The sequence below is a fragment of the Acinetobacter sp. RG5 genome (assembly GCF_031844265.1).
Classification (GTDB): Bacteria; Pseudomonadota; Gammaproteobacteria; order Pseudomonadales; family Moraxellaceae; genus Acinetobacter.
Genome location: NZ_JAUZUV010000001.1, coordinates 235,069 through 259,966, shown reverse-complemented (window position 1 = coordinate 259,966; position 24,898 = coordinate 235,069). Strand labels below are relative to the sequence as shown.

Below are 24,898 nucleotides of genomic sequence, written 5' to 3'. Positions count from 1 at the left end.
AACAATCACGCTGATTTGTATGCATCACAATATGAGGGATTGAATGGAAACTTTACAAAAGAAGTCGACGCTGACTTCGAAAATGATTTGGCTTTTGGTAGCCATTGTGGGTGCAGTCTCTTTCGGAGTTCTGGCACTGAGTCGGGGTGAGCATGTAAATGCAGTCTGGCTGGTACTTGCCGCCGCCTGTGTCTATAGCATTGCTTACCGTTTCTACAGTTTATTTATTGCCACCAAAGTATTTGAGCTGAATGAACGCCGTTTAACGCCTGCGCATCGTCTGGCCGATGGTCTGGACTATGTGCCGACCAATAAAAGCGTTCTATTTGGCCATCACTTTGCAGCGATTGCCGGTGCAGGTCCTTTAGTCGGTCCGATCCTGGCAGCGCAGATGGGCTATTTACCTGGGACGATCTGGCTACTGGTCGGTGTGGTGCTTGCCGGTGCAGTCCAGGATTTTCTGGTACTGTTTATTTCCACCCGTCGTGACGGTCGATCACTCGGTGAGATGGCCAAGCAGGAACTCGGAACCTTTGCCGGTATTATCGTGATGCTCGGTGCCTTGGGCGTGATGATCATCATTCTGGCAGTATTGGCGCTAGTCGTTGTTAAAGCACTGACTAACAGTCCATGGGGTGTATTCAGTATTGCAGCCACCATTCCGATTGCGATCTTTATGGGCATCTACATGCGTTTTATCCGCCCGGGTAAAATTGCTGAAGTCTCGATTATTGGTTTTGTCTTGATGATGCTGGGCATTATCTACGGTGAAAACATCGCACAACATCCATATTGGGGTCCGTTCTTTACGCTTTCTGGCACTGAACTCACTTGGGCACTGATCATTTATGGTTTCATTGCATCGGTACTGCCAGTCTGGCTATTGCTTGCTCCACGTGATTATCTGTCGACCTTCCTGAAAATTGGCGTGATTGCAGGTTTGGCCGTGGGTATCCTGTTTGCCATGCCTGAAATGAAACTGCCAGCGATTACCAAATTCATTGATGGGACTGGTCCTGTATTCGCAGGTTCTATGTTCCCATTCCTGTTCATTACTATTGCGTGTGGTGCGATTTCCGGTTTCCATGCCTTGGTTTCTTCAGGGACGACACCGAAACTGGTCAACAACGAACGCGATATCCGTATGATCGGTTATGGCGGTATGTTGATGGAATCTTTTGTAGCGATCATGGCTTTGATCTGTGCTGCAATTCTGGATCCAGGAATTTATTTTGCGATTAACTCACCAGCAGCCTTGCTCGGTACTACCGCAGAAAGCGCAGCAGAAGCAGTGCGAACCCTTGGTTTTGTGGTAACCCCTGAAGCCTTGAATTTACTGGCACAGGAAGTGGGTGAGAACTCGATTCTGTCGCGTACTGGTGGTGCGCCAACTTTTGCAATTGGTATGGCGCATATCATCACCGAAATTTTCAACAGTCGTGAAATGATGGCGTTCTGGTATCACTTTGCGATTTTGTTTGAAGCACTATTCATCCTGACTGCTGTAGATGCGGGTACGCGTGCCTGTCGTTTCATGGTGCAGGATACTGTCGGTATTGTGATTCCAGCAGTAAAACAATCACATAATTTCTTCGGAAACCTGTTGGGTACTGCGGTTGCAGTGGCAGGCTGGGGCTTCTTCGTCTATCAGGGCGTAGTCGATCCACTCGGCGGTATTAACAGTTTATGGCCACTCTTCGGTATTGGTAACCAGATTCTGGCTGCGATGGCGCTCATTCTCGGTACTGTCATTCTGTTCAAGATGAAAAAACAGAAATATGTGTGGGTGACAATTATCCCGACAGTGTTCCTGTTCATCACTTCCATGACAGCAGGCTGGCAAAAGATTTTCCACGAAAATCCAAAGATTGGTTTCTTGGCGCAGGCAGATCGTTTCAACACGGCGATTGCCAATAATGAAATCCTAGCGCCAGCGAAAACTGTGGCAGAAATGCAGACGGTAGCGATGTCGAACCAGATTAATGCTGCACTCTGTGCTTTTTTTATGATTGTAGCCTTTGTCATGTTGTTTGCTGCAATTCGCGTTATCCGTCGTGCATTGGCAAATCCTGAGCCATCTGTACATGAAGCAGAAGCGATTTATCGCGATCCTGAAGAGATTCAGCCAGCGAAAGGTCATTAAGGGGAATATTATGAATCTGAAGTTTGCCAAAAGCGGGAAAACGATGATTTATAAAATCATCAAGATGACCGTAATGTCACAAAAGGATTTAATACTGAATCCGAAAAACTGGTCGCGGATTGCGACCTTGTGGCAACGTTTGCAGCAAAGTTTCCGTCTGATGGTCGGTGTACCTGATTACCAGACCTATGTGGAGCATATGCGCAAGCATCATCCCGATCTGGAAGCCATGGACCCGAAAACATTTTATCGTCACTGTGTGGATTCCCGTTATCCATCTGCGGGCGGTGATATGAAGAAGTGTCCGTGTTAATCATTAATTCATAGCAAGCGCCTTTCGGGGCGCTTTTTTTTATCGTTAAAAATTAATATGAGGAATAGACGATCGCGTTAAATCTGAGGTCATTGATTGAGCTAGCGTAGAAAAGTTTTATTATAAAAATCCATGAAATCGCTTAAGTCTCTATACCTTTTAAGTATGATTCTTTTCAAATAGATGGATGAGCTCAGATTGGTATTTTGAGATTTGAGCGAAAAGAAAAATGATCTCTATTTGTGTCGATCATTTTATTTGTTTTCTGCGCTTCTTACTTCTTTTCAACCTGATCATTTTGACTCTTCTATTATTTAAATCCTCGCCATTTTCTAATCAGTATTTTTATTCAGTTACACAGACAGATGATTGATCTTTTGGGAAAATTTAAATTTCAGTGTATGTTAATCTTAGGCCATGTTTTATTAAGGAAATTATTGTGATCTGGGGCATGAAACAAAAGGAAAATAACGACATTGCACACATCAATACTGTGCTTGAACAAAAAATTGCAAGTTATGCACCCAAGATCCAGCGTTTTTTTGAAGAAGTTAATGCCATTGTGTTGGATAAGCAGGCCCAGACCACACTGGCACTCTGTTGTTTGATTGCAGGCGGACATGTCTTATTTGAAGATTTACCCGGATTGGGTAAAACTACATTAGCCAGCAGTCTGGCACATCTGGCTGGGTTAAAGTTCCAGCGGATCCAATTTACCAATGACATGCTGGCCAGTGATGTCATCGGCATTAATATGTTTAACCAGAAAGAACATCAGTTCGAGTTTAAACAAGGCCCGATTTTTACCCAGATTTTACTGGCAGATGAAATTAACCGTTGTAGTCCTAAAACCCAAAGTGCCTTACTCGAAGCCATGGAAGAGGGCTATGCCACCATTGATGGCGTACGCTATGCCTTGCCGAAACCGTTCTGGGTGATTGCCACACAAAACCCGCTGTTCCAAAGTGGAACCTATGCTTTGCCGGAATCCCAACTGGACCGTTTCCTGATGCGTTTGTCTTTAGGTTATCCATCGCGCCATGCAGAAAAACTGTTATTACAGCAGGAATCCCGTTTTGCCCTGATTGCCAGTCTGGCACATATTTTTACTGAAGATGAAATTCTAGATCTGCAAAATCTGACTCATCAGATATTTATCAGTGAAGCTATTCAGGAATATTTGCTCGATCTCGCAGAAAAAACTCGTAAAAGCCGTCATGGACTTTCTACGCGTGGCCTTCTGGCCTTAAAGCGTGCAGCACAAGCGCATGCCCTGATTCAACAACGCGCTTTTGTCACACCGGATGATGTGCAGGCGGTATTTGTCGCGGTGACTTCGCATCGTCTGGGTTTGAGTGAAGCTGAAACGTTTAATGTGATGCAACAGGTTGCGGTCAGCTAAAGGAGTCCTCTCTTGGATAAAACCTGGCAAAAATGGCTGGCCAAACGCTTTCAATTTTCTCAGCAGAAACAGCTCTCGCAGAAAGATGTGCTGGTATTTATTTATCAGCAGGGCTATCTGTATCTAGTGTTGATCTTCATCACCTTTGTGGCGGGGGTGAACTATGCCAATAACCTGATTTTAGGTTTCTGCTTTTTAATCAGTGCGGTGCTGTGTATCAGTTTTTATCTGACTTTTAAGCAATTGCATGACCTGAAAATTGAATTGATCGCAGATGATGTGGGGCAGGTCGGTCATAGCCTGAATTTGCATCTTTATTTTCAACAGCAGCAGCTTCGCCCCCGCTATTTGTATATCAAAGCAGGGAATCAGCTAGCGAAAGTTTATCTGAATGCACAAAAACAGCAATTTATTCTGCCATTTTATGCAGAGCAACGTGGCAAGTTTGATTATCCGGTGATTCAGATTTATTCGGTTTATCCCTTTGGGTTAGTTCGAGCCTGGACCTATCTTTATCATCAGCATTCGGCCTGGGTCGCGCCTAAAGCTGAAGTTTTTAGCACAGAAAATAAATATCACTTTAACCGTTTTGAACCGGATATGGATGAGTTCCGTGAATTACGCAATTACCAGTCAGGTGATTCCTTGCAGGCGGTGTCCTGGAAGCAGTTTGCGCGTGGGCAAGGCTTGTATGTCAAAGTCTTTGAGCAATATCAGGATGAGCACAGTATCGAGATTCATTATGCACATATGCCGAGCCAGTCACATGAAGAAAAACTTGAATTTGTGATGGGTCTGGTCGAGCAATGCGAGCAGCAGCAATGTGCGTACAGTCTGCATTTGCCACAGGCCGAATTGCCTCAGGGCGCAGGTGAAGAACAACTGCGGAAAGCCAAACAATTGTTGGCGCAGGCTTAAGGCGGATAAATTCATGATCAATGCAAAAATCCGTACCTCGATTGTGCTGACTTTGGGCCTGATTCTCATCGCCCAGATGGCATTTATTCCGGTTCTACTCAGTATTATTTTTGCGATTAGTATTGTATGTATCTGGATTTTCCTGAAACGTCAGCAGCCATTTCCTAAAATGGGTACTTTCCTGCTGACGGCTTTGGCACTCGGCAGTATTTATTTGAGCCATCATAGTTTTATCGGGGTCGAGGCTGGGGTAGCGGTTTTATCCACTTTTTTATTTGCCAAATCCCTGGAAAGTAAAAATAAACGTGACCTGATTATTCTGTTTAATTTTGCCCTGTTTGTCGCTGCCAGTTCATTCCTATATAGCCAATCTTTTGGGATGGCGATCGTGATTGTGCTGTGTTTAATCAGCTGTTTGATTGGCCTGTACCGGATTCAGACCAGTGAGTTTGAACAGGAGCAGACCACTCAGCGCGCAGCATTGCAACAGGATGCCAAGCATGTGGGCAAGTTTATCTTGTACGCTGTTCCATTTTTTATCTTGCTGTTTATTTTCTTTCCGCGCTTGCCGCCACTTTGGCATATTCCCATTCCTGAAAATAAGGGCGTGACCGGCATTGGCGATAGTATGTCACCTGGGGATATTGCTGAATTATCCCAATCTAGTGTCCTTGCTTTCCGGATTATTGGTGATGTCAGCAAGCTTCCGCCGCGCTCAGAACTCTATTGGCGCGCCTTGGTGCTAGATGAATATGATGGGCAACGCTGGACCAGCAGTTTCGTCAATCAGCAGCCTTTAATGCGACAACCGATGGATACCTCACCCGTACCTACAGGCTGGAACTACCAATATCTGGCTACGGATCCTTCGGTGTTCTGGATCATGGGTTTGGAAAAATCGATACCTGTGGAACGCCGTTATTATAACCGTCAGGATTGGAGCATTGTGCCGAGACGGCTCACGCAACGTATTGAACCGATTTCGTTACAATGGATCGGAACAGAATATGACCCTCAGGCTTTGCCAACGCAATATATCGAGCGAACGAATACTCAGGTGCAGCGCCGACTTGACCCGCGAGCACAACAATTAGCACAACGTCTCTATACGCAAAGTGCGGAAGATCCTCGGCGTTATGTACAGAAAGTCTTGAACTGGTATCGGCAGAATAACTTTGTTTATACCCTGAAGCCGGGTCAATTGGGGCAAAACCGGATTGATGAGTTCCTGTTTAATTCCCGGCAAGGCTTTTGTGAACACTATGCTTCGAGTTTCGTGATGCTGATGCGTTATGTCGGGATTCCTGCACGGGTGGTCACAGGTTATCAAGGGGGGGAGCTGGCCCCGGATCGGATGAGCTGGGAGGTCCGACAGCTCGATGCCCATGCCTGGACAGAGGTTTGGATTGATCAGAAATGGCAACGCTTTGATCCAACCGCAATGATCGCTCCACAGCGTATAGATGATGGCATGCAAAATCTGCTTTCTCAGGATGCATGGGTATCGGCAAATCAGTCGACCTGGAACTCGCAGCATAATCTATGGATCACCAAACTACGCGTTTGGAGCGATTATGCCAGCTACCAATGGCAAAGTAAGGTGGTGGGTTATAATGCAGAATCACAACAGAGCTGGTTATCAAAATTAGGACTCGGTTCAGTTTATTCGAGTGTCATAATTTTACTGGGCAGTATTGCACTATTGATTTTGGCCTATATCTTCAGAATTTATCTAAAAGCCCGACAGGCGCAATCTCCATTTGATCGTGCGATTCAACAGCTGAATCAATCTTTAGCTGACGATCTCAAAAAGCTGCCTGCTGAAACTTTTCATCACTGGATGCAGCGTTTATCCCAACAGGCTCAGGTTGAAAACCAGACAGCATTTATTCAAGCCATCCAGATCTTTGAAAAAAATCTTTATTCGGGAACCTCAATAACTGAGCAAGAAGTGAAAAAATTCAAGGATTTGCTTAAAACTTGCGCGGACGTTTTAAAAACTAAATGAAAAGGCTTGTTTTCGGTCGGAAAAATTTATAATATGCCAAGCATTCTAGGTGTATAGCTCAGTTGGTTAGAGCGCTACGTTGACATCGTAGAGGTCAGCAGTTCGAGTCTGCTTATACCTACCAAGATTCTAAACGTTATGTTATAAGGGTTTTAAGCGAAAACAGTAGCTTAAAGCCCTTTTTTAATGCCTTGAGTAAAGTGAGCCGTTATCCGCACTATCTGCAAAACCCGTATTTTATGCAGTTATTGCCGTTAAATTTACGTCAAGTTTACGTCAAGAATTTTGGAAATTACGTAATGAAATTACCCAAGCCCAGAAAGCGCGGTTCGGCCTACTACATTGAACTAATGATCAATGGAAAACGTTCTTCAGCAACTCGTGATACCGCAAAAGAATGTGAGCAAGGGGTAGCTCAAAAGATGCTTGAAGCGAAGGTCAATCAGATGGCGGAAGACTTGAGCATAAAACAGTACTATCCCTTCAAAACACTTTTTCATAAATACTATGATGAGCATGGCCGTAAACTTCGCGGATCCAAATACGTCAAAGAACAATTAGCGCCGTTTGATGAAAAGTTTGGTGTACTGGCAGATATGTCTATTCATGACATTTAGCTTAAATATTTCAGCTCAAAGTGCCGCAAATTAATAAATTGATTGAACTGCTGCACTTGCGTTGTACTCGGCTGGAATAGGCTGATCAGCCACAGGCAGATTCGCAGTGTAGGTTCAGTCAATTTTTTATCACGCACAGCGCTTGCTTCATGCTAGATGACATCTTCTAGGGTTTGCGCATCGTAAGATGTTGCTAATGCTGATATGCCTTAAAGAAGAAAGGTAAGAGCAGATAGATCTGTATAAATGTTTGGGCCTGCAGCATTTCGGCTTGTATGACTTTTTTACGTTGGTCACTACGGCGCTCGCTGGCGAACTTAAGGTTTTTTGGCATGGACTTTTATTATTTTTATAATCAGTCTTCATGATAAAAGTAAATTGTTGATCCTAACCGTTTGATCAAAAACCTGGGAATAAACTGCAGGATTTTTGTTGGAAAAGTCGCAATTTTGATAGGGCTAAGTGCAGAATTAAAACGGATTAAAGCTCTTAATGGTATGAAAAATAATAGTTTTTATTTCAAAAAAATCTCTAGGGTTTTCGGTTATATTGAATTATTTCAATAGTACATCTTCAGATTGTAGATAAGGCCTTACCAGATACAAAGGCTGCATCGGGTAAGTAGTTTAATTAATGGCTACTCGATTTGACCATAACTTTATTCTGATACATCTTTGCATCTGCTTCTTTGATAGCTTCAGCTAACCCAAAGGTTGGATTACGCATTGCAAAGCCAATTGCAGCACTAATTCCAACTTTTGTAAAAGTATTTTGAATTCTTGATGCAAGCTTCTTCGCATGCTCTAAGTTAGTTTCAATGGTCATCACAGCAAACTCATCACCCCCTAAGCGAGCGATAATATCATTACTACGTACCGTGTTTTTGAGAGCTAAAGCCATTCTTTGAATGAGCTCATCACCTGCAGCATGACCCAGAGTATCATTTGTGATCTTAAGATCATTAAGGTCTATCATAAGAATAGCAGTAGGGTGACCATAATGCTTACAGCGCTCTTCCTCTTTGATAATAAGCTCATCCCAAGCACGACGGTTGAAAAGTCCAGTCATTGGGTCGGACATTGCTTCTATTTCAAAACGCTCAGCTTTACGTATGTACTCAGCAGCTTTCATATCAGCTTGAATCGTATAACTGAGTACCTTTGCTATCAACTCGAATAATGGAGCATCTTCAACAAGAATTTTAGGTTGAGGTTCGGGATCAATTGCACATAGAGTGCCAAAAAGAGAGCCATCTTCTTTATACAGAGGTTGGCCGATATAGGCTTTAATTGAGACTAGGTGATTTATAGGTGCATCTGCGTAAACTTGAATATCAGGTGAATAGGGAGCAATACGAGGCATATTACTTTGTACCATGTGTGAGCAGAATGAGTCTGCCCAATGAAATACTTGTCCGGGCTTAACGTTATAGCCATTATCTTCACTCAATAATACAATCCAGTCGTCACCCTCAGTACGAGTAATCATCCACAATTTGAAGCCAAAGCGTTGAGATAAGAATTTTAAAATGGCTTGGCCAGCTTCTTCAAAGTTATTAAAGTTAATATTATTCATGAAGTGAACCTACTGCAACAGTAAGAATATATATGCGAAATACCCAATATATGAGTAATTCTTATAAACGGGAGCCTAAAATAGGTATTATATAGAAATGTGTGAAATTTATACTAAAAATAATACTTAAAGAAATTTATTTTTATAATGAAATTTAAAATTAGCCTGCGGTTAGAAATACCAAGATGTAATTTTCTTATTACTTATGAAAAAATGCAATCACTGCCATTATAGCTGCGATATTCATAAGTATTAGAAATATATAAAAAGTCATAATGAATCGAAGCTACCAAAAAATTTTCAAAATTATAGTTCTAAAGAAGCATTTTAAATGTATCTTAATTATTAACAACGAAAGGAAATTGTAAAGTCGAAAGGAAAAGTGTCTAACCCTTTATATTATAATAATATTTATATTAATTTAGTGATTTATCCAAATCATTCAACAGTTTATCTTCATTGTACGCATTGGGGGGGACAATCTTATAAGAGCTGGTATATAGTTTCCTTTAAATTTTTTGGGATAAGCTTCACATATAAGAAAAAATATAAAGTTTATTGTTATTTAACTTTGAATTATATAGAGAATCTTATAAAAGAGAACTCGTACATATCGGATTGTTTAATATGAACTTAGAAAAATAAGAGATTAAAATCATGTCATCATTTCTAATAATTATAGGATTTATATGATGTTTTACAGGGATAATTTTTAGACCACATATTTCCCATAAAAAGGTCAAGAATTATATGGCTGCAAAAGCTGCTGGCTTCTTATGTATGTTACCAGGAGTATTTCTATTTTGTCTTAGATCTTATTTAACATAAATCCCCACGCTAGGGGGACTCGATTCTAGTCTTAAAAAACTTCGTAATTACATACTTCTATTCTTGAAATAAAATCGAGAGGCATTGTCAGTCTCTCAGCTGTAATAGTTTCAAAATGAACCCAGATAGCAGCATCTCTATTCTCAAAACTAATACTTACAAGTTTAACTAAGTCGTAAGGTTCAACATTATGGGTCAAGATAATATTATAGAGGTGATCTGAGCGTACGTACGAAATAAGCATTTGATGGATAGTTAATTGCTCTTTACTGCTTAACTCACTGTAATTACTTAGTTCTGGTAAATCATTTTGAATATTCACTTCAATCCTTAACAATCTTAAATTTTCTGTAGAAAACGGCGATTTTATCAATTTAGACAACGCTGAATATATTGACTTTTGTTAATTCTTTCTAAATCTTGTTCTCGCTCGATAAACATAGCGTATACAGTTAACTACCTGACCTACAAATATACATTGGTTGTTTAACTCAATAATATTCGGCTTGAACTCTGGACTTAGAGCCTGAAGATATCTTTTTCCATTTGTCTCAATAACTAATTTTTGAAAGTAGCATCATCACCGTAACGAACCATAATAATGTCATCAGATTGCATGTCTCCGTAATAAGCATCCGGATCAACTGGACTGCTCCCAGTATCCTAGACATAAGACAGCCTCATTTTGAAACTGTTTCCAATGGTTTTAGAGTCCTCATCTCAGATTTTATTCATAAAGCACATATATTTTATATTGCGAATATGCGTATATTCATATATAAAACTATGATTCATTGATAAGAGGGAAGCTCATGAATCAAATGCCAAAAGTCCAAATTTATCATAACTCGGCCTGTGGCACCTCACGCAATACGCTGGCGTTAATTCGCAATGCGGGAATTGAGCCGGAAGTGATCGAATATCTGCTTACGCCACCCTCGAAAGATCAGCTGGTCAACATGGTTCGGGATGCCGGTTTGACGGTTCGTGAAGTGCTCCGTAAAAATGTCGATCCCTACACCGAGCTGAATCTGGATGATGCCGGCTGGAGCGATGAGAAACTGCTGGATGCCATGCTGCAACATCCGATCCTGATCAATCGCCCGTTGGTGGTTACCGAGTTTGGAACCCGATTATGCCGTCCATCGGAAGTGGTACTGGATATTCTGCCTTTGCCACAATTAAAAGCCTTTGCCAAAGAAGACGGTGAAATCATCGTGGATGAACAGGGCAATCGGGTAAAATAAAGTGTCCCTCCATGCGAAAAAGCTTCAACTTGATTGGAGCTTTTTTATCTGAAAAACACATTGACGATGACCTATATCGGAAAAAGCGGGAAATTGTTCAAGCGAGCGCTTTCTGGTAGGCATATTCTGATCTGGATATCATTTTTGACAGGTCATCTTTACCATATATATGGATATGTGTATATTTGCATAAAAAATGGGAGCAATTATGGACCACGTTCAGTTTTTTAAATGTTTATCTGATGAAACACGTCTCAGTATTGTCCTGCTAATTGCACAAAACAAAGAGCAATGCGTCTGTGATCTGACCGATAAACTGCAGTTAAGCCAGCCGAAAATTTCACGTCATCTGGCCTTGTTACGTTCTTGTGGTTTACTCAACGATCGCCGGCAAAGCCAGTGGGTGTACTACAGCATTAATCAGCAATTGCCGGCCTGGTGTTTTGAAATTCTGGACGTGCTAAAAGCTAGTGAGGTTCCGGTTTTATTTGATTCTTCCGCTCTATCGATTCAGAGCCATTGCGAGTAAGTTTTCATGAAATTTTTGTTTTTATGTACGGGGAACAGTTGCCGCAGCATTCTCTCTGAAGTGTTGTTCAATAGCCGTGCGCCAGAAGGCTGGGTCGCTTACAGTGCCGGCAGCAAACCTTCCGGTCAGGTGCATCCCTTGACGCTTGAAACCCTGCACAATCTGGGCTTGTCGACTGAAGGCTTATCCAGCAAAAGCATTGATGCCTGTGAACAGTATCAGCCAGACGTGGTGATTACCGTCTGTGATGCGGCTGCACAGGAAGCGTGTCCTCTTTATCTTGGCGGAGCGATCAAGGCGCACTGGGGCCTGTCTGATCCGTCCCATTTAGAGGTGGATAAAGAAGAAAAAATGAAAGCCTTTATGAGCACTGTTGAACATATCAATCGTCGCTTGGATGCTTTGTTTAAACTTAACGTAAATGAGCTTTCTCGCTCGCAATTGATTGCAGCGATTAATCAAATTTCGAATGTTGAGTAAGTCACATGTCTGAAAAACGCATGTCCTTTTTAGATCGCAACCTGACGCTCTGGATTTTTATTGCCATGGCGTTAGGCATCGCCATAGGAAACTTTTTTCCTCAAGCATCGGTTGCTCTGGATCAATTCAGTATTAATTCAGTCAATATTCCAATCGCGATTGGTCTGATTCTGATGATGTATCCACCCCTGGCAAAAGTGGATTATGCGACCTTGCCGCAAGTGTTTAAGGATAAGAAAACCCTGACGCTATCTTTAATTCAAAACTGGTTGATTGCTCCGGTACTGATGTTTGCGTTGGCTGTGATTTTTTTGCATAGCTATCCAGAGTATATGACAGGCGTGATCCTGATTGGTTTAGCTCGATGTATCGCCATGGTACTGGTGTGGAATGGTCTGGCCTGTGGTGATAACCAATATGTTGCAGCATTGGTGGCGTTTAACAGTATTTTCCAGATTTTATTCTTCAGTACCTATGCCTGGTTATTCCTGACCTTCCTTCCGCCATATTTTGGTATTGAAGCTCGAGTGATCAATCTTAGCTTCTGGACCATTACCCATGCTGTTCTGGTTTATCTTGGAATTCCGTTCTTATTGGGTTTCTTAACGCGCTTAATTTTGGTGAAACAAAAAGGCGTAGAATGGTATCAAAACAAGTTCATTCCAAAAATCAGCCCGCTGAGTTTGATGGCTTTGCTGTTTACGATTTTGGCGATGTTTAGCTTAAAAGGAGGTGATGTCGTAAGTCTTCCACTGGAAGTTTTACGCATCGCGATTCCTTTAATCATTTACTTTGTGGCCATGTTCTTTATTAGCTTCTTTATGAGTAAATGGATGGGCAATGATTATCCAAAAACTGCTGCAATCTCATTTACTGCGGCTGGAAATAATTTTGAATTATCACTTGCAGTCGCTATTGCAACTTTTGGTATCGCTTCGCCAGTTGCTTTTACCACGATTATTGGGCCATTGGTTGAAGTACCTGTGTTAATTGCTTTAGTGAGTGTTTCACTGTGGCTAAGAAAGAAATATTTTAAAGAGGCTTGATCCGATGAACCTGCCTAACGTAGATCCAAATCTTATTGAACAACCCACCTTTGAAAAAGTCCAAGCCAAAGAACTAGCTCATCCTCCTCGGATTTTACTGCTCTATGGGTCTAATCGGGAACGTTCTTACAGTCGCCTTGCAGTTCTTGAAGCTGGTCGAATCCTTGAATATTTTGGGGCAGAAGTAAAAATCTTCCATCCGAAAGGGCTACCTTTACCGGAAGATGCTGATACTGAACATCCAAAAGTAAAAGAACTGCATGAGCTTCTGGCATGGGCTGAAGGTATGGTGTGGTGTTCACCGGAACGCCATGGTTCTATGAGTTCCATCTTTAAATCGCAGATTGACTGGATTCCTCTGGCAGGGGGTGCAATTCGTGCCACTCAGGGAAAAACCCTTGCCTTGATGCAAGTCAGTGGGGGATCACAGTCCTTTAATAGTCTGAACCAGATGCGTGTTTTGGGGCGTTGGATGCGGATGATCACGATTCCAAATCAGTCTTCAATTCCAAAAGCATTCCTGGAATTTGAAGAAGATGGACGAATGAAGCCATCAGCATTCTATGACCGGATTGTCGATGTGATGGAAGAACTGTATAAGTTTACTTTACTAACCCGTGGGCAAAGTGCTTATTTGACCAACCGTTATTCGGAACGCAAGGAATCGGCTGAAGAGCTTTCCAAACGGGTAAATCAGCGTAGTTTATAAATTCTAGGTGATCAGAGAGACTGAAAAGTATCTTGAGCAATGGAAGGCTAATTTAAACGCTTGAAAATTTTATGAAATACGCCCAGTCTGATAAGCAGGCTGGGTTTTTATTTGATGACAATAAAGAAGGGGGGAAATATTTTGGCTCAATTACAAGCTGAAGTTGATGTGATCATCATCGGTGGTGGACAGGCCGGTTTGTCCACGGCTTATTTCTTAAAGCGTAAGAACATTCCGTTTATCATCCTAGATGATCAGCCTCAGCCTGGAGGTGCCTGGCAGCATGCCTGGGAGTCCTTGCGCCTTTTCTCCCCGAATAGCTGGAGTTCGCTGTCAGGCTGGATGATGCCGGCGACCGAACAGACCTATCCGACCCGCAATGAGGTGATCGATTATTTGACCGCCTATGAGCAGCGCTATCACTTTCCTGTAGTTCGTCCGGTGCGTGTGGAACGCGTGGAAAGTAAGGGCCAGTATTTAGAGGTTTATGCCGGGGAACAATCCTGGAAAGCCAAAGCGGTGGTAAGCGCTACAGGGACATGGAGCCAACCATTTATTCCCGAGTATGCCGGCCGTGAGCATTTTCAGGGCGTACAACTGCATTCCGCAGATTATAAAAATGCTGAGTTATTTAAAACCAAGAAAGTCATGGTGGTGGGTGGCGGTAACTCTGGTGCACAAATCTTGGCAGAAGTATCTCAGGTGGCCGAAACGCTTTGGATCACCCAGACACCGCCGCAGTTTCTGGCAGATGATGTCGATGGCCGTGTCCTGTTCTTAAGGGCGACTGAGCGCCTGAAAGCCCAGCAGGAAGGTAGAAAGATTGAGCAGCCCATTGGGGGGTTGGGTGATATTGTCATGATTGATTCAGTTAAAGATGCACGTGAGCGAGGCATTTTGCAGAGCAGGCGTCCATTTTCAGCTTTTACAGAACATGGCGTGATTTGGGAAGATGGCAGCACAGCGCATGTGGATGTGGTGATCTGGTGTACAGGATTTAAGGCGGCGCTGAATCACCTCAGCAGCCTCGGAATTATCCAGCCGGACCAGACCATTGCGGTTCAGAATGGCCGCTCTGTTCAGGTACCAAATTTATGGCTGGTGGGCTATGGAGAATGGACCGGTGCTGCTTCGGCCACGCTGGTCGGGGTTTCCCGGACAGCTCGGGCAGTAGCGGAAGACATCGCTGCATTTTTGGCCTGAGAGGATTTGATCCTGATTCAGTCGAGTGGATTGAGTGAATAGTATCTGTCTGCAACGAGCATCATACCCGATGGTCTGATGCTCGTGATGATACGCTTGCATTGACGTTCGAATTTAATCAGGTAACTTATGCCCACAATGTGGACAGAAGAAATATTTGTTTTTTTCCTGCTCGAGTTGTTCTTTCTTACGCTCATGAATAAGTTCTAACAGGATATCCTGCATTTGTTCTTTGCTCAGTCCGACTTCTTTACGTAAAATTTCAATTTTTTCTTGATCTTCAATTAAGTCAATTTCTGCATCATCGAGCAGTTCACGAAATCTTAATTCCAGTTTGTGCTTGCGCTGTCTCAGCTCATTGGCCAGACCATTTGCCAGAATACCCGCAGGAAGCGCTGCCAGACCCACCCCTAAAATAGTAATTAAAGCCCCTAGAAAGCGGCCTAAGGGGGTGATTGGTGTCACATCGCCATAGCCGACCGTGGTCAGTGTCACCACTGCCCACCACATGGATGCAGGGATGGAGCTAAAGACTTCTGGTTGAGCCTTATTTTCAACCACATATACTCCAGCCGCCGCGATGATGATCATGATCAGCAGGATAAAAATAACCGCCTGAAATGAGCCCTTTTCGCGCTTGATCACCCGCAATAAAATCTGCAGGGAGACGAAATAACGGGTTAATTTAAGTAATCTGAATAATCGAAGGATTCGCAGGAAGCGTAAATCGAGATGCACAAAGAAGTTAATATAGGCCGGGAGAATCGCCAACAGGTCAATGATGGCACCGCCACTACGGATCCATAACCATCGGTTTTTCCATGCACCTTCAAAGGGGTCTTTTTCCGCAATGGCCCAAAATCTTAATAAATATTCCAGGGTAAAAATAAAGATCGAGAATAATTCAAAGGCATCAAACAGCAGCTGATAGGATTGATAGAGGTCATTGATTGATTCAAGTAAAACGGCAGCAGTATTCCCAATAATCAATATAATCAGAAATATATTGATGACGCGACTTAAGATGCTTTCGTGTTCTTCATTATGCAAATTGTCATAAATAAATCTGCGAAGCTTATACCAGGCCTTGAATTCCATAACAGTGCATTACGGTGCGATAAGATGCTTTGAGTTTAGCGCAAGCCCGGCCATCGAAAGGAAATTTTTAAAAAATTAATCAGAACTGTGGGGTGGTGATTATCCTGGATTTTTAGGGCTAAAGCGAGTGTGCACGACTCTAAAACCCCCAAAGCATTCTGGTAAATCTCACTACGGAATACTTGAACGATACCGATACAATACTGCTTCAACAAATACCCTGTTGTCTTTGGCAGTTACTCAAACAGTACTTGCTCGTCCGGGCAACAGATCCTTAATCTGTTCCCACTGATCATCTCTTAATGCATAGCGTTTAGTCATGAAAAAATAATGAGGACAGATTAGATTTTTTTAAGCTAATTGGTGACAGGCCTAGTTGCATCAAGTGATCTTTTTTCTCTGGCATTTTTGTTTTCATAGAGGGGTCTTATTATTTTTATACCTGTTTCTATGCTAAAAATTAAAAGTGCGTTGTGATCGCCTGATCATAAACTTGAGAATACAGAGAAGGTTTTTGTTGAAGAAAAAGTTATTTGTATAAACAAAGGAAGTGATTTGAATTGGTGATATCTTTATTGGATGTTGAAAAGTAAGAATTTTTATTTCAAAAAATCTCTAGGGTTTTCGAATGTATTGAATTGATTTCAATGCGAAGCCCATAGGGCTGTCGGGCATTGAAAGAGAGCTGATAGCCATACTGTTTTAACAGGTTAGCGGTCAATGCCAGTCCTAAACCATGGCCGTGCTGCTGAGCAGATTTGCGCCAGAAGCGTTGTCCTAAATGTTGGATATCCTGTGCTGTCAGTTGCTGTCCATCATCTTCAATCACTAGGCAACCAGACTGCATGGAAATCCAGATATGGGCAGCCTGTGCATGCAGCAGGGCATTTTCAAGCAGATTTTTCAGTACGGTATACAGCACAAATTCAGGCAGCTGAATTTCGCCCAAGTTGTCCCAGTTTACTTGTATTTTTTTGTTCATTTCTGGATAGCGTGTACCTAAGTCTGCAAGAACTTTCTCAAGTGTGGGGCGAAGCCAGATGGCCTCAGGCATTGCCTGGATACTGTTTTCTGATTGGGTCAGCAATAAAAGCTGCTCGAGTAACAGCGTATAACGCCGGATACTCTCATTGGCCTGCTGCAAATTATGCTGAATGGATTCAGGCAGGTGCTGCTGCTGACCGATCAGCTGGGCCAGTTGTACATGGGTTTTAATTGCAGTCAGGGGACTGCGTAATTCATGTGCAGCATAGGCACTAAAGGCTTTCTCCTGTTGCAGACTGTCATTGAGTTTTTGAATCAACTGCGTGGAATTGTTGACAAAAGGCTGTACTTCTTGGGGAATACTTGCAGGCTTGAGCTGCATTAAAAAATCTGCCACCTCTGAATAGCTAAGGTTTTTCTGGTTCAGGTATTGACTGAGCTGATCCAAAGACCGGAACTGTCTGCGGATAATAAAGATGATCAGGGCAATACAGATCAGCAGTGAGAAGACCAAGGGAATCAGTACGGACTGCAGAATCTGCTGTAGTAAGGTATCCCTCAAGAACATACGTTCTGCTGCCACCACCTGAATATCGCCACGACGCAGAACATAACTGCGCCATTCCGTATCACCCTGCTGCCAGGTGCTGAATCCTTCTGGTCGCTGGCTTAAATTTTGGGGGGGCACCGCGTGTTTTGGCAATCACCTGATTACCTAACGAGATGTCAGAGCTAAAAAGAGAAACTTCACAGGCAATTAACTGGTTTGCATCATCATTCTTGGCTAATTTGGATAAGGTTGCATCCCCTAGACTATCCAGCGGTAACTGCTGAATCAGCCGGGCAACCATTTGTGCAGATGCCGATAAGCGTTGATCCAGTGTGTCTTGTAAACGCTGTTTCAGGTCAATATACAGCCATGAAAATACTGCACTCCACAGCACAATAAACACGGCCAAAAGACTCATGACCAAACGCCATTTCAAGCTGTGACTAAACATGACGCTGCTCAAACGGTTTAAAAATATATCCCACACCACGAATGGTCTGAATTAAATCTGGATGCAGTTTTTGTCTCAGGTGATAAATGTGTACATTCTTTGTTTGTTTTGTTCGCACTTAATCTGTTTGGAGCATTTCAGCTGTCCTTACCCCAAGGAATGTTACAGCGTCTGGATCAATGGCAGCAAAAGCAGAAGGGTGGCACGCTGATTGGTGCCGGTCTTATGGGCATGATCGCTGCACTGATTGTCGGGCCATGTATGAGTGCGCCGTTGGCCGGTGCCTTAATCTATGTGTCTCAGCTCAATCAACCGATGCTGGGAGCCAGTTATCTGTTCGTCTTAGGCTTTGGGCTGGGCTTGCCGCTATTTATTGCTGCCGTATTTGGGTCCCATCTTTTACCCAAACCTGGCATATGGATGGATCGCCTGAAGTTTAGTTTTGGCTTTGTCATGCTGGCTCTGGCCTTGTATTTCGCCCGTCCACTATTGCCCGGCATTTTATACCTGAGCCTTTTGGGTGTGGTACTGATCACCTGTTCAGGCTACTTCTTGTTCAAGATGCTGCCTCATGTGCATCGGTCTGTAGCGAAAATAGGCCTGATGCTGCTCAGTGGTTTACTGGTCTATGCAGGAGGCATGCAGCTCTATCATGTCTGGAGTCAGGTACAGGTGGCCCATGTAGAATCACGGCTTGAATGGCAGAGAGTCAGTACAGCCGCACAATTGCAACAGGTTTTAGCCAAACATCCTGCACAGCCGGTGGTGATTGATGTCTATGCGGACTGGTGTGTGGCCTGTCAACCGATCGAAAAGGAAGTGATTCCACGTAGTGATGTTCAGGCTGCTTTACAAAATGTGGTTCGTATCAAATTAGACCTGACCCACTATCATCCAAGTCAGGATGAGCTGCTAAAAGAATGGCAAATCCTCGGACCACCCACCTTCATATTTCTAAATGCAGCGCATCAGGAACAACGCGAGTTGCGTTTAACCGGAAGCTTTAGCGCGACACATTTGCTCGGTAAATTGCAGCAACTGCAAGGGGAACAACCATGATGATTTCCAGTGATGCACTGCATCTGGGACCTTTGATGTTGCCCTGGTCCCTCATTATTGTTGCAACTGGCTTGATGCTATTATCTGCCATTTTGTTTGGATTAGCCAGAAAGTATTCATGGTCTAAACAGCTGCTTGGACAAAGTCAGGATTTGCTCTGGAGCAGTTTTTTGGTTGGAATGCTGGGTGCGCGTCTTGTTTTCGTCCTGCTTAATGCCGAGCTGTATTTTGCAGCACCCATCGACATACTGAAAATCCAGGACAAAGGTTTTCATTTATGGGGAGGGGTGCTAATTGGTGCTTTATGGTATGTCATTCGAAACAGACAGTTGCAGACCCGATTCAAAGCCATCTTGTTGATCATATTGGTACTCTGGATCGGGCTTGGGCTCGTATTCAAATCCAGCCTAAAAACTGAAGCAGCGTTTCCTGATCTCGCCTTTGCTGGACTAGAACAGGAGCGTCTGGATACAGACAAGATTCCACTCAGCCAGTTCATTGGCCAGCCCACGGTAATTAATTTGTGGGCGAGCTGGTGTCCGCCGTGTCACCGCGAAATGCCGGTGTTAGCCAAAGCAGCCGAGCAGCACCCTCAAGTGAATTTTGTCATGCTCAATCAGGGTGAGGAGGTTGAAACTGTAAATGCCTATTTAAAAAAACATCAGTTTCAATTTAAACATGTCCTGCTGGACCCATATGGTGAACTACCCCAGCAGCTGAATAGTTTTGGCCTGCCAACGACGCTGTTTTTTAATGCTCAAGGCCAGCTGGTCGAGCGGCATATGGGGGAACTCAGTCCGGCCATGTTGCAGCAATATTTAAACAGAATTTCAGATCAACCTTAAAAAACGGAAGGACTTAGTATGAACAAAATTCACCAGGTGCTTGGTGCAGGCATGTTCCTGATCATGAGCATGCACACACAGGCAAATATTAAACAGCATATTGAAAAACAGGGTTTTGTGTTTGTAAAACAGATTCCGGCACCGCAAGGAATGACTGGCTGGGTAGGGCATGAAGACCAGTATTCCAATACGGTATTTATCTCCAACGATGATAAATACTATATCAAGGGCGAACTGTTTGATGCACAAGGGAAAAGCCTTTCCAATGAGCAGATTGAAAAGCATATGAAAAAAGCGGTATTGGACGATGTATGGAAAACCCTGGAAAAATCGACCTGGATCCAGGATGGCAAGCCAGATGCACCACGGGTGGTCTATATCTTTTCCGATCCGAATTGCCCATATTGCTATAAATTCTGGCAGGCGGCTCGGCCTTGGGTCGAATCAGGCAAGGTGCAGTTGCGTCATATTCAGGTCGGTGTGATCCGTGAAGAAAGCCGTGGCCAGGTGGCCACATTGTTAATGTCGAAAAATCCAGCAGCAGTTTTTAATGATATAAACAAGAATAAAGGCAAAAAGCAGCTCAAGAAAATGGAAAAGATTCCTGCCGAAATTGCTGCAAAAATTGATGCCAACCAGGCCCTAATGGGGAAATACGGCTTTTTCTCCACACCGTCGATGGCCTGGAAAAATAATCAGGGTGAATTTAAATCCACTCAAGGCCTGGCGATGGACGTCAAGGAAATTTTTGAACAATAAGATTGGATGAGATATGTCAACTTTGGATCATCCACGGATACTGTTTGCTTTGGAATGAACCGCTCTGGCATGAAACCGGAGTGGTCTGACATTAATTGCATTGGGTTTTGTGATTAAAAAAACCAACCGGCTATTGTAATTAGTCGATCATCAACGTTATGCATAAAAATAGCCTATGCACAGTGGATGGGGATTGCGGTGATTGTATTTGGTATGTTGGTGAATTTCGCCTCAATCCTGCAATATCGACGGGGTTTGACATCACTGCGACCGCCGGAATTTATTGAAGGTTATTACACCCAGTATCCCGTATGGCTAAATCTGTTTACTGCTTTTAGCGGACTGCTTCTGATCATTTCTTTTTGGCTGCACTAAGAAGAGGGCTGGGCGCAATACAGCTCGTACAGCTTTTGCATCAGGCTCAAGACCTTGGGGTCACTCAGACGATAGAAAATCTGTTTGCCCTCACGTCGGGTGCCAACCATGTCGGCCTTACGCAGTACAGTCAGCTGTTGTGAAAGTGTAGGTTGATGAATATCGGCAGATTCTTCAATTTCCTGAACATTCATTTCCCCGTCAACCAGGACACATAAGATTTTCAGACGATCAGGATTGGCTAAAACTTTTAGGCATTGGCTGACGAAATCGACCTGTGAAAAATCAATTTTGGCATTTGCAGCAATCATATCCATAGATGTCCTTGAAACCTTTGATGTAACCCATGCAGTTTACACAATTTACCACAAAACTGCTTGATTATTATTTTTTAATATATAATATAAAAAAGTATATTGTATAGAGATTGATTCACCATGCATGACTTCCTCATCGCATTTATTGGCGGTTTAATGCTCGGACTTTCAGTGGTCGGCTATCTGTATGTCAATGGCCGTATTGCAGGAATCAGTGGTTTGGTTGGGCAGGTATTAAACCCAAAAACCGTATTTAAAACGCCTGCGATCTGGTTTTTATCAGGCTTGATCATTACACCGTTTATTTATGGTCTGTTTGTACAACCTGAAATCGAATTGAATGCCAGCCCATTGATGATGATTGTGGCAGGTCTGCTGGTAGGCTTTGGGACACGTTTGGGTTCGGGCTGTACCAGTGGTCACGGAATTTGTGGCATTAGTCGGCTGTCTAAGCGTTCTATCATCGCGACCATGACTTTTATGTTTGCAGGTTTTGTCGCTGTTTATATTATCCGTCATATCACAGGAGCATTCTAAAATGAAAAATGTGTTTGCCTTTTTATTTGGTGCGCTGTTCTCTGTGGGATTGATGGTATCGGGCATGTCCAATCCGGAAAAAGTACTCGATTTCCTGGATCTGTTTGGCGATTGGGATGCCAGTCTGGCCTTTGTGATGATGGGCGCGATTACTGTGGCCTTTATTCCCTTCCAGAAAGCATTACGTACGGCGCAACCGAAAACAGTATTTAATGAACCTATTGATTTACCTAAAAATAATCAGATAGATAAGAAGCTGATCACGGGTGCGGTTTTATTTGGTGCAGGTTGGGGCATTGCCGGCATCTGTCCGGCGCCAAGTTTCACTTTGATCGGTTTGGGCCACTATCAAGTGCTCTATTTTATTGTAGCAATGCTGGTGGGTGTATGGATTCACCGTAAATGGTCAGGAGCTTAACGATGTCAAATTTACCTATAGTAAAAGATTTTTTTCACGAAGATACCAATACCTTCAGTTATGTTGTACGTGATCCGGCGACCAAAGCCTGCGCCATTATTGATAGCGTTCTGGATTATGATCCGGCATCAGCAAGTACATCCACTATTCATGCCGATAAAATTATTGCCTATATTAAAGAGCAGGGTTTAACGGTCGAGTGGATTCTCGAAACCCATGTCCATGCTGATCATTTAACTGCAGCGCAATATCTCAAAGAAGAACTGGGTGGCAAAATTGCCATGAGCCAGAAAATTGGTATTGTTCAGGAAACTTTTGGCGCGATTTATCATCTGGATATTAAACAATGGAATGCTCAGCAGCTCTTTGATTATTTATTTGAAGATCATGAGTCGTTCCAAATTGGAACATTGAAAGCCTATAACATTCCAACACCGGGACATACGCCTGCTTGCCTGAGTTATGTGATTGGCGATGCGGTTTTTGTGGGTGATACGTTGTTCATGCCAGATTATGGTACAGCACGTTGTGATTTTCCGCGAGGCAGCGCAGAACAGCTTTATGATTCGGTGCAAAGCCTGTTTCAGTTGCCAGAAGATACCCGGGTCTTTTTATGTCATGACTATCTGCCTGAAACACGTGAATCGTATGTGTGTGAATCTGATATACAGACGCAGAAAAAACAGAATATCCATATTCATCAGGGAATCAGTAAAGCTGAATTTGCTCAGATGCGAAATCAGCGGGATTCAGGACTGAGTATGCCTAAGCTGATTCTACCGGCGATTCAGATCAATATGAAAGCAGGACAGTTTCCTGAGCCAGAACAAAACGGTGTTTCTTACCTCAAGCTTCCTCTTAACTACTTCAAATAAGCTTGTGTCGTGATTCAACAAAAAGTTCAACCTTTATTGAATCATTTTTGTGGATAAGGGAGAGGGCGATGTGGGCATTAATACTTGAAGGGCTAGTTATCGGAGTGCTATTGGGTTTGACCGGTGCCGGTGGCGGTATTCTGGCTGTACCTGCACTGATGACGACCCAGGGTTGGACGGTGGCCCAGGCTGCGCCGGTGGGATTGCTTGCGGTCACGCTGTCGGCCTTGGTCGGAACGTTCGAGGGTTTGTTCAAGCGTATTGTACGTTATCGCGCTGCCCTCTGGATTGCTCTCATTAGTATTCCTACAGCGCGTTATGGCGTGCATCTGGCCGATATCGTTTCTCCGGTCTGGCTGACGCTGGCTTTCAGTCTGGTCATGCTGATCGTGGCTTACCGGATCTTTTTTAATAAAGTGACCGACCATGGCAATGCACCGTGCAAGGTCAATCAATCGACCGGTCGTCTGATCTGGAATGTCAAAACTGCTTCGTTCCTAGCAGGTATTGGTGTTGTGGCAGGTTTATTAACCGGTCTGTTGGGGGTGGGGGGTGGTTTTGTAATTGTTCCAGCCCTGCGTAAATTCACCGACCTTGATATGCGCAGTATCGTTGCGACTTCCCTGATGATTATTTTCCTGATTGGTGGGGTCAGTATTTCTGCACACGTGCTGGATGGCTTTCAATATCCTGTTTCGGTTACGCTGACCTTTGTCCTGGCCTGTATTGTCGGGATGTTAATTGGACGCAGTCTGATGCAGCGGATTGACAGTAACAAGGTACAGAAAATATTTGCCACTACCGTGGTTGGGGTGGCGATGTATTTAATCTATTCAGCGCTCATGGGCTAAATAGCCAGTTGGAAATTTAAACTCAAACGCTTTCAATCTACCTGAGCATCGTTTATACAAAATATAATTTTAATGGCCGAGGAAGAATGAAAATGATGAAAACTGCAGAGCAATTGATCCAGAATGCAAAAAGCCGGATTCAGGAAGTCAGCGTAAATGAACTGTTTGAAGCGATGCAAAACCATCAACCAATTGCTCAACCATTTTTATGTCAGCAACATGTCCATTCGATAAAGCAGAACAACTAATTTCACCAAATTGGTTCATCACGATATGTAATTTACAGCCATAAAACCAACCCATAGAACTTTTGCCACGTGATGCGATTTGGGCTAATGATTTATGGCATTGAATACGTTGATTTTTACAAACAGGTAGCGTTGTTGAATCAATCTATAAGTATTGTTTATCTTTGCCTTTCATCAAAGCTACATACAGGGCATGTAGTGCTAATTCATGCCTATTGATCAAGTGAATCATGCGTTGGCAGCAAGGCAAGTGCTTAAATAAAAAGCTTTTATCCAGCTTTAGCCATGTAAAAAAGGCTTTGAAATTATTGAAATGAGAACATTTGTACCAAATGGTGATAAAGCAGATTTCTGAAATTGTGAGCTGAGCATTTCTGATTCTTAGAGAATGATGACTTTGTTTGAGGAACTTCCAATAAGTTGCTTCAAATTTAAGAAAGAAATCATCAATTAAGCAGAATCGGTACTATTGAACATCAGGACTAGAGTTGTGAGTTTGGTTTGGTAACTCAA

22 protein-coding genes, 1 tRNA gene and 7 pseudogenes are annotated in these 24,898 nt (G+C 43.2%); 21 read left to right on the top strand and 9 right to left on the bottom strand.

Annotated features, from left to right (window positions below; translation table 11 throughout):
- Positions 1-43 precede the first annotated feature (43 nt).
- From Q9R21_RS01305 to Q9R21_RS01275, 7 genes are all read left to right on the top strand, one after another.
- Positions 44-2,143, top strand: a complete 2,100-nt coding sequence (locus Q9R21_RS01305; RefSeq protein ID WP_004279748.1) for a carbon starvation CstA family protein — start codon at positions 44-46, stop codon at positions 2,141-2,143.
- 7 nt (positions 2,144-2,150) lie between these two features.
- Complete coding sequence (locus tag Q9R21_RS01300; protein WP_171054308.1) at positions 2,151-2,456, top strand: YbdD/YjiX family protein; 306 nt, start codon at positions 2,151-2,153, stop codon at positions 2,454-2,456.
- Positions 2,457-2,895: 439 nt separating this feature from the next.
- Complete coding sequence (locus Q9R21_RS01295; RefSeq protein ID WP_253159036.1) at positions 2,896-3,858, top strand: AAA family ATPase; 963 nt, start codon at positions 2,896-2,898, stop codon at positions 3,856-3,858.
- 12 nt (positions 3,859-3,870) lie between these two features.
- Entirely contained in the window at positions 3,871-4,776 is a 906-nt protein-coding gene (locus Q9R21_RS01290) for a DUF58 domain-containing protein (RefSeq protein WP_311203551.1), read from the top strand.
- Between the two features lie 13 nt (positions 4,777-4,789).
- Positions 4,790-6,784: a DUF3488 and transglutaminase-like domain-containing protein gene (locus tag Q9R21_RS01285; RefSeq protein ID WP_311203550.1), complete on the top strand. Its 1,995-nt coding sequence runs from the start codon at positions 4,790-4,792 to the stop codon at positions 6,782-6,784.
- A gap of 47 nt (positions 6,785-6,831) precedes the next feature.
- Positions 6,832-6,908, top strand: a tRNA-Val gene (locus Q9R21_RS01280).
- A gap of 76 nt (positions 6,909-6,984) precedes the next feature.
- The gene (locus Q9R21_RS01275) at positions 6,985-7,401 is read left to right on the top strand and encodes a hypothetical protein (protein ID WP_228127368.1); all 417 of its coding nucleotides are present in this window, start codon (positions 6,985-6,987) and stop codon (positions 7,399-7,401) included.
- 630 nt (positions 7,402-8,031) lie between these two features.
- On the opposite strand, the gene Q9R21_RS01270 is transcribed toward Q9R21_RS01275, so the two are convergent.
- The 3 genes and pseudogenes from Q9R21_RS01270 to Q9R21_RS01260 form a co-directional block, all read right to left on the bottom strand.
- Entirely contained in the window at positions 8,032-8,976 is a 945-nt protein-coding gene (locus tag Q9R21_RS01270; RefSeq protein WP_311203549.1) for a sensor domain-containing diguanylate cyclase, read from the bottom strand.
- A gap of 859 nt (positions 8,977-9,835) precedes the next feature.
- Positions 9,836-10,126 (bottom strand): hypothetical protein, encoded by a 291-nt coding sequence (locus Q9R21_RS01265; protein WP_004280169.1) that lies wholly within the window; start codon positions 10,124-10,126, stop codon positions 9,836-9,838.
- Positions 10,127-10,207: 81 nt separating this feature from the next.
- Positions 10,208-10,449 (bottom strand): annotated as a pseudogene (locus tag Q9R21_RS01260) (S24 family peptidase); the annotation flags it as partial.
- A gap of 167 nt (positions 10,450-10,616) precedes the next feature.
- On the opposite strand from Q9R21_RS01260, the gene arsC reads away from it, so the two are divergent.
- The 6 genes from arsC to Q9R21_RS01230 all read left to right on the top strand — a co-directional run bounded on the left by arsC (position 10,617) and on the right by Q9R21_RS01230 (position 15,018).
- The gene (gene arsC, locus Q9R21_RS01255) at positions 10,617-11,051 is read left to right on the top strand and encodes an arsenate reductase (glutaredoxin) (protein ID WP_311203548.1); all 435 of its coding nucleotides are present in this window, start codon (positions 10,617-10,619) and stop codon (positions 11,049-11,051) included.
- A gap of 208 nt (positions 11,052-11,259) precedes the next feature.
- Positions 11,260-11,580: a metalloregulator ArsR/SmtB family transcription factor gene (locus Q9R21_RS01250; protein WP_004646559.1), complete on the top strand. Its 321-nt coding sequence runs from the start codon at positions 11,260-11,262 to the stop codon at positions 11,578-11,580.
- 6 nt (positions 11,581-11,586) lie between these two features.
- The gene (locus tag Q9R21_RS01245; protein WP_004280165.1) at positions 11,587-12,060 is read left to right on the top strand and encodes an arsenate reductase ArsC; all 474 of its coding nucleotides are present in this window, start codon (positions 11,587-11,589) and stop codon (positions 12,058-12,060) included.
- Positions 12,061-12,065: 5 nt separating this feature from the next.
- Positions 12,066-13,106, top strand: a complete 1,041-nt coding sequence (gene arsB, locus Q9R21_RS01240; RefSeq protein ID WP_311203547.1) for an ACR3 family arsenite efflux transporter — start codon at positions 12,066-12,068, stop codon at positions 13,104-13,106.
- A 4-nt stretch (positions 13,107-13,110) separates the two neighbouring features.
- Positions 13,111-13,815 (top strand): arsenical resistance protein ArsH, encoded by a 705-nt coding sequence (arsH, locus tag Q9R21_RS01235; RefSeq protein ID WP_004280163.1) that lies wholly within the window; start codon positions 13,111-13,113, stop codon positions 13,813-13,815.
- Positions 13,816-13,956: 141 nt separating this feature from the next.
- A complete protein-coding gene (locus Q9R21_RS01230) occupies positions 13,957-15,018 on the top strand; it encodes an ArsO family NAD(P)H-dependent flavin-containing monooxygenase (RefSeq protein ID WP_004646562.1) in 1,062 nt (353 codons plus the stop codon).
- A 114-nt stretch (positions 15,019-15,132) separates the two neighbouring features.
- Here the strand turns inward: Q9R21_RS01230 and Q9R21_RS01225 are convergent, their stop codons facing one another.
- The 4 genes and pseudogenes from Q9R21_RS01225 to Q9R21_RS01210 all read right to left on the bottom strand — a co-directional run.
- A complete protein-coding gene (locus Q9R21_RS01225) occupies positions 15,133-16,116 on the bottom strand; it encodes a potassium channel family protein (protein WP_004280160.1) in 984 nt (327 codons plus the stop codon).
- A 174-nt stretch (positions 16,117-16,290) separates the two neighbouring features.
- Positions 16,291-16,437, bottom strand: a pseudogene (locus Q9R21_RS14830) (IS5/IS1182 family transposase); the annotation flags it as partial.
- Between the two features lie 283 nt (positions 16,438-16,720).
- Positions 16,721-18,101 (bottom strand): annotated as a pseudogene (locus Q9R21_RS01215) (ATP-binding protein).
- Positions 18,094-18,198: pseudogene (locus Q9R21_RS01210) on the bottom strand (winged helix-turn-helix domain-containing protein); the annotation flags it as partial. The pseudogenes Q9R21_RS01210 and Q9R21_RS01215, both read right to left, overlap by 8 nt.
- A gap of 2 nt (positions 18,199-18,200) precedes the next feature.
- Here Q9R21_RS01210 and Q9R21_RS01205 point away from each other — a divergent pair.
- The 4 genes and pseudogenes from Q9R21_RS01205 to Q9R21_RS01190 form a co-directional block, all read left to right on the top strand.
- Positions 18,201-19,160 (top strand): annotated as a pseudogene (locus Q9R21_RS01205) (cytochrome c biogenesis protein CcdA); the annotation flags it as partial.
- Positions 19,157-20,005, top strand: a complete 849-nt coding sequence (locus tag Q9R21_RS01200; RefSeq protein WP_311203546.1) for a TlpA disulfide reductase family protein — start codon at positions 19,157-19,159, stop codon at positions 20,003-20,005. The pseudogene Q9R21_RS01205 and the gene Q9R21_RS01200, both read left to right, overlap by 4 nt.
- Before the next feature lie 18 nt (positions 20,006-20,023).
- Positions 20,024-20,764 carry a thiol:disulfide interchange protein DsbG gene (gene dsbG, locus Q9R21_RS01195; RefSeq protein WP_311203545.1) on the top strand — a complete coding sequence of 247 codons (741 nt, stop codon included), beginning with the start codon at positions 20,024-20,026 and terminating at the stop codon, positions 20,762-20,764.
- Positions 20,765-20,828: 64 nt separating this feature from the next.
- Positions 20,829-21,139 (top strand): annotated as a pseudogene (locus tag Q9R21_RS01190) (DUF202 domain-containing protein).
- On the opposite strand, the gene Q9R21_RS01185 reads toward Q9R21_RS01190, so the two are convergent.
- Entirely contained in the window at positions 21,136-21,456 is a 321-nt protein-coding gene (locus Q9R21_RS01185; protein WP_071850363.1) for a metalloregulator ArsR/SmtB family transcription factor, read from the bottom strand. The pseudogene Q9R21_RS01190 and the gene Q9R21_RS01185 overlap by 4 nt on opposite strands.
- A 120-nt stretch (positions 21,457-21,576) precedes the next feature.
- On the opposite strand from Q9R21_RS01185, the gene Q9R21_RS01180 reads away from it, so the two are divergent.
- The 4 genes from Q9R21_RS01180 (at position 21,577) to Q9R21_RS01165 (ending at position 24,137) form a co-directional block, all read left to right on the top strand.
- Positions 21,577-21,993 (top strand): YeeE/YedE family protein, encoded by a 417-nt coding sequence (locus tag Q9R21_RS01180; protein ID WP_005251416.1) that lies wholly within the window; start codon positions 21,577-21,579, stop codon positions 21,991-21,993.
- Position 21,994: 1 nt separating this feature from the next.
- The gene (locus Q9R21_RS01175) at positions 21,995-22,411 is read left to right on the top strand and encodes a DUF6691 family protein (protein ID WP_004646572.1); all 417 of its coding nucleotides are present in this window, start codon (positions 21,995-21,997) and stop codon (positions 22,409-22,411) included.
- A 2-nt stretch (positions 22,412-22,413) separates the two neighbouring features.
- Positions 22,414-23,286 (top strand): MBL fold metallo-hydrolase, encoded by an 873-nt coding sequence (locus tag Q9R21_RS01170; RefSeq protein ID WP_005262089.1) that lies wholly within the window; start codon positions 22,414-22,416, stop codon positions 23,284-23,286.
- A gap of 68 nt (positions 23,287-23,354) precedes the next feature.
- Positions 23,355-24,137, top strand: a complete 783-nt coding sequence (locus tag Q9R21_RS01165; protein WP_071850361.1) for a sulfite exporter TauE/SafE family protein — start codon at positions 23,355-23,357, stop codon at positions 24,135-24,137.
- 168 nt (positions 24,138-24,305) lie between these two features.
- On the opposite strand, the pseudogene Q9R21_RS01155 reads toward Q9R21_RS01165, so the two are convergent.
- Positions 24,306-24,836, bottom strand: a pseudogene (locus tag Q9R21_RS01155) (transposase); the annotation flags it as partial.
- Positions 24,837-24,898: the final 62 nt, after the last annotated feature.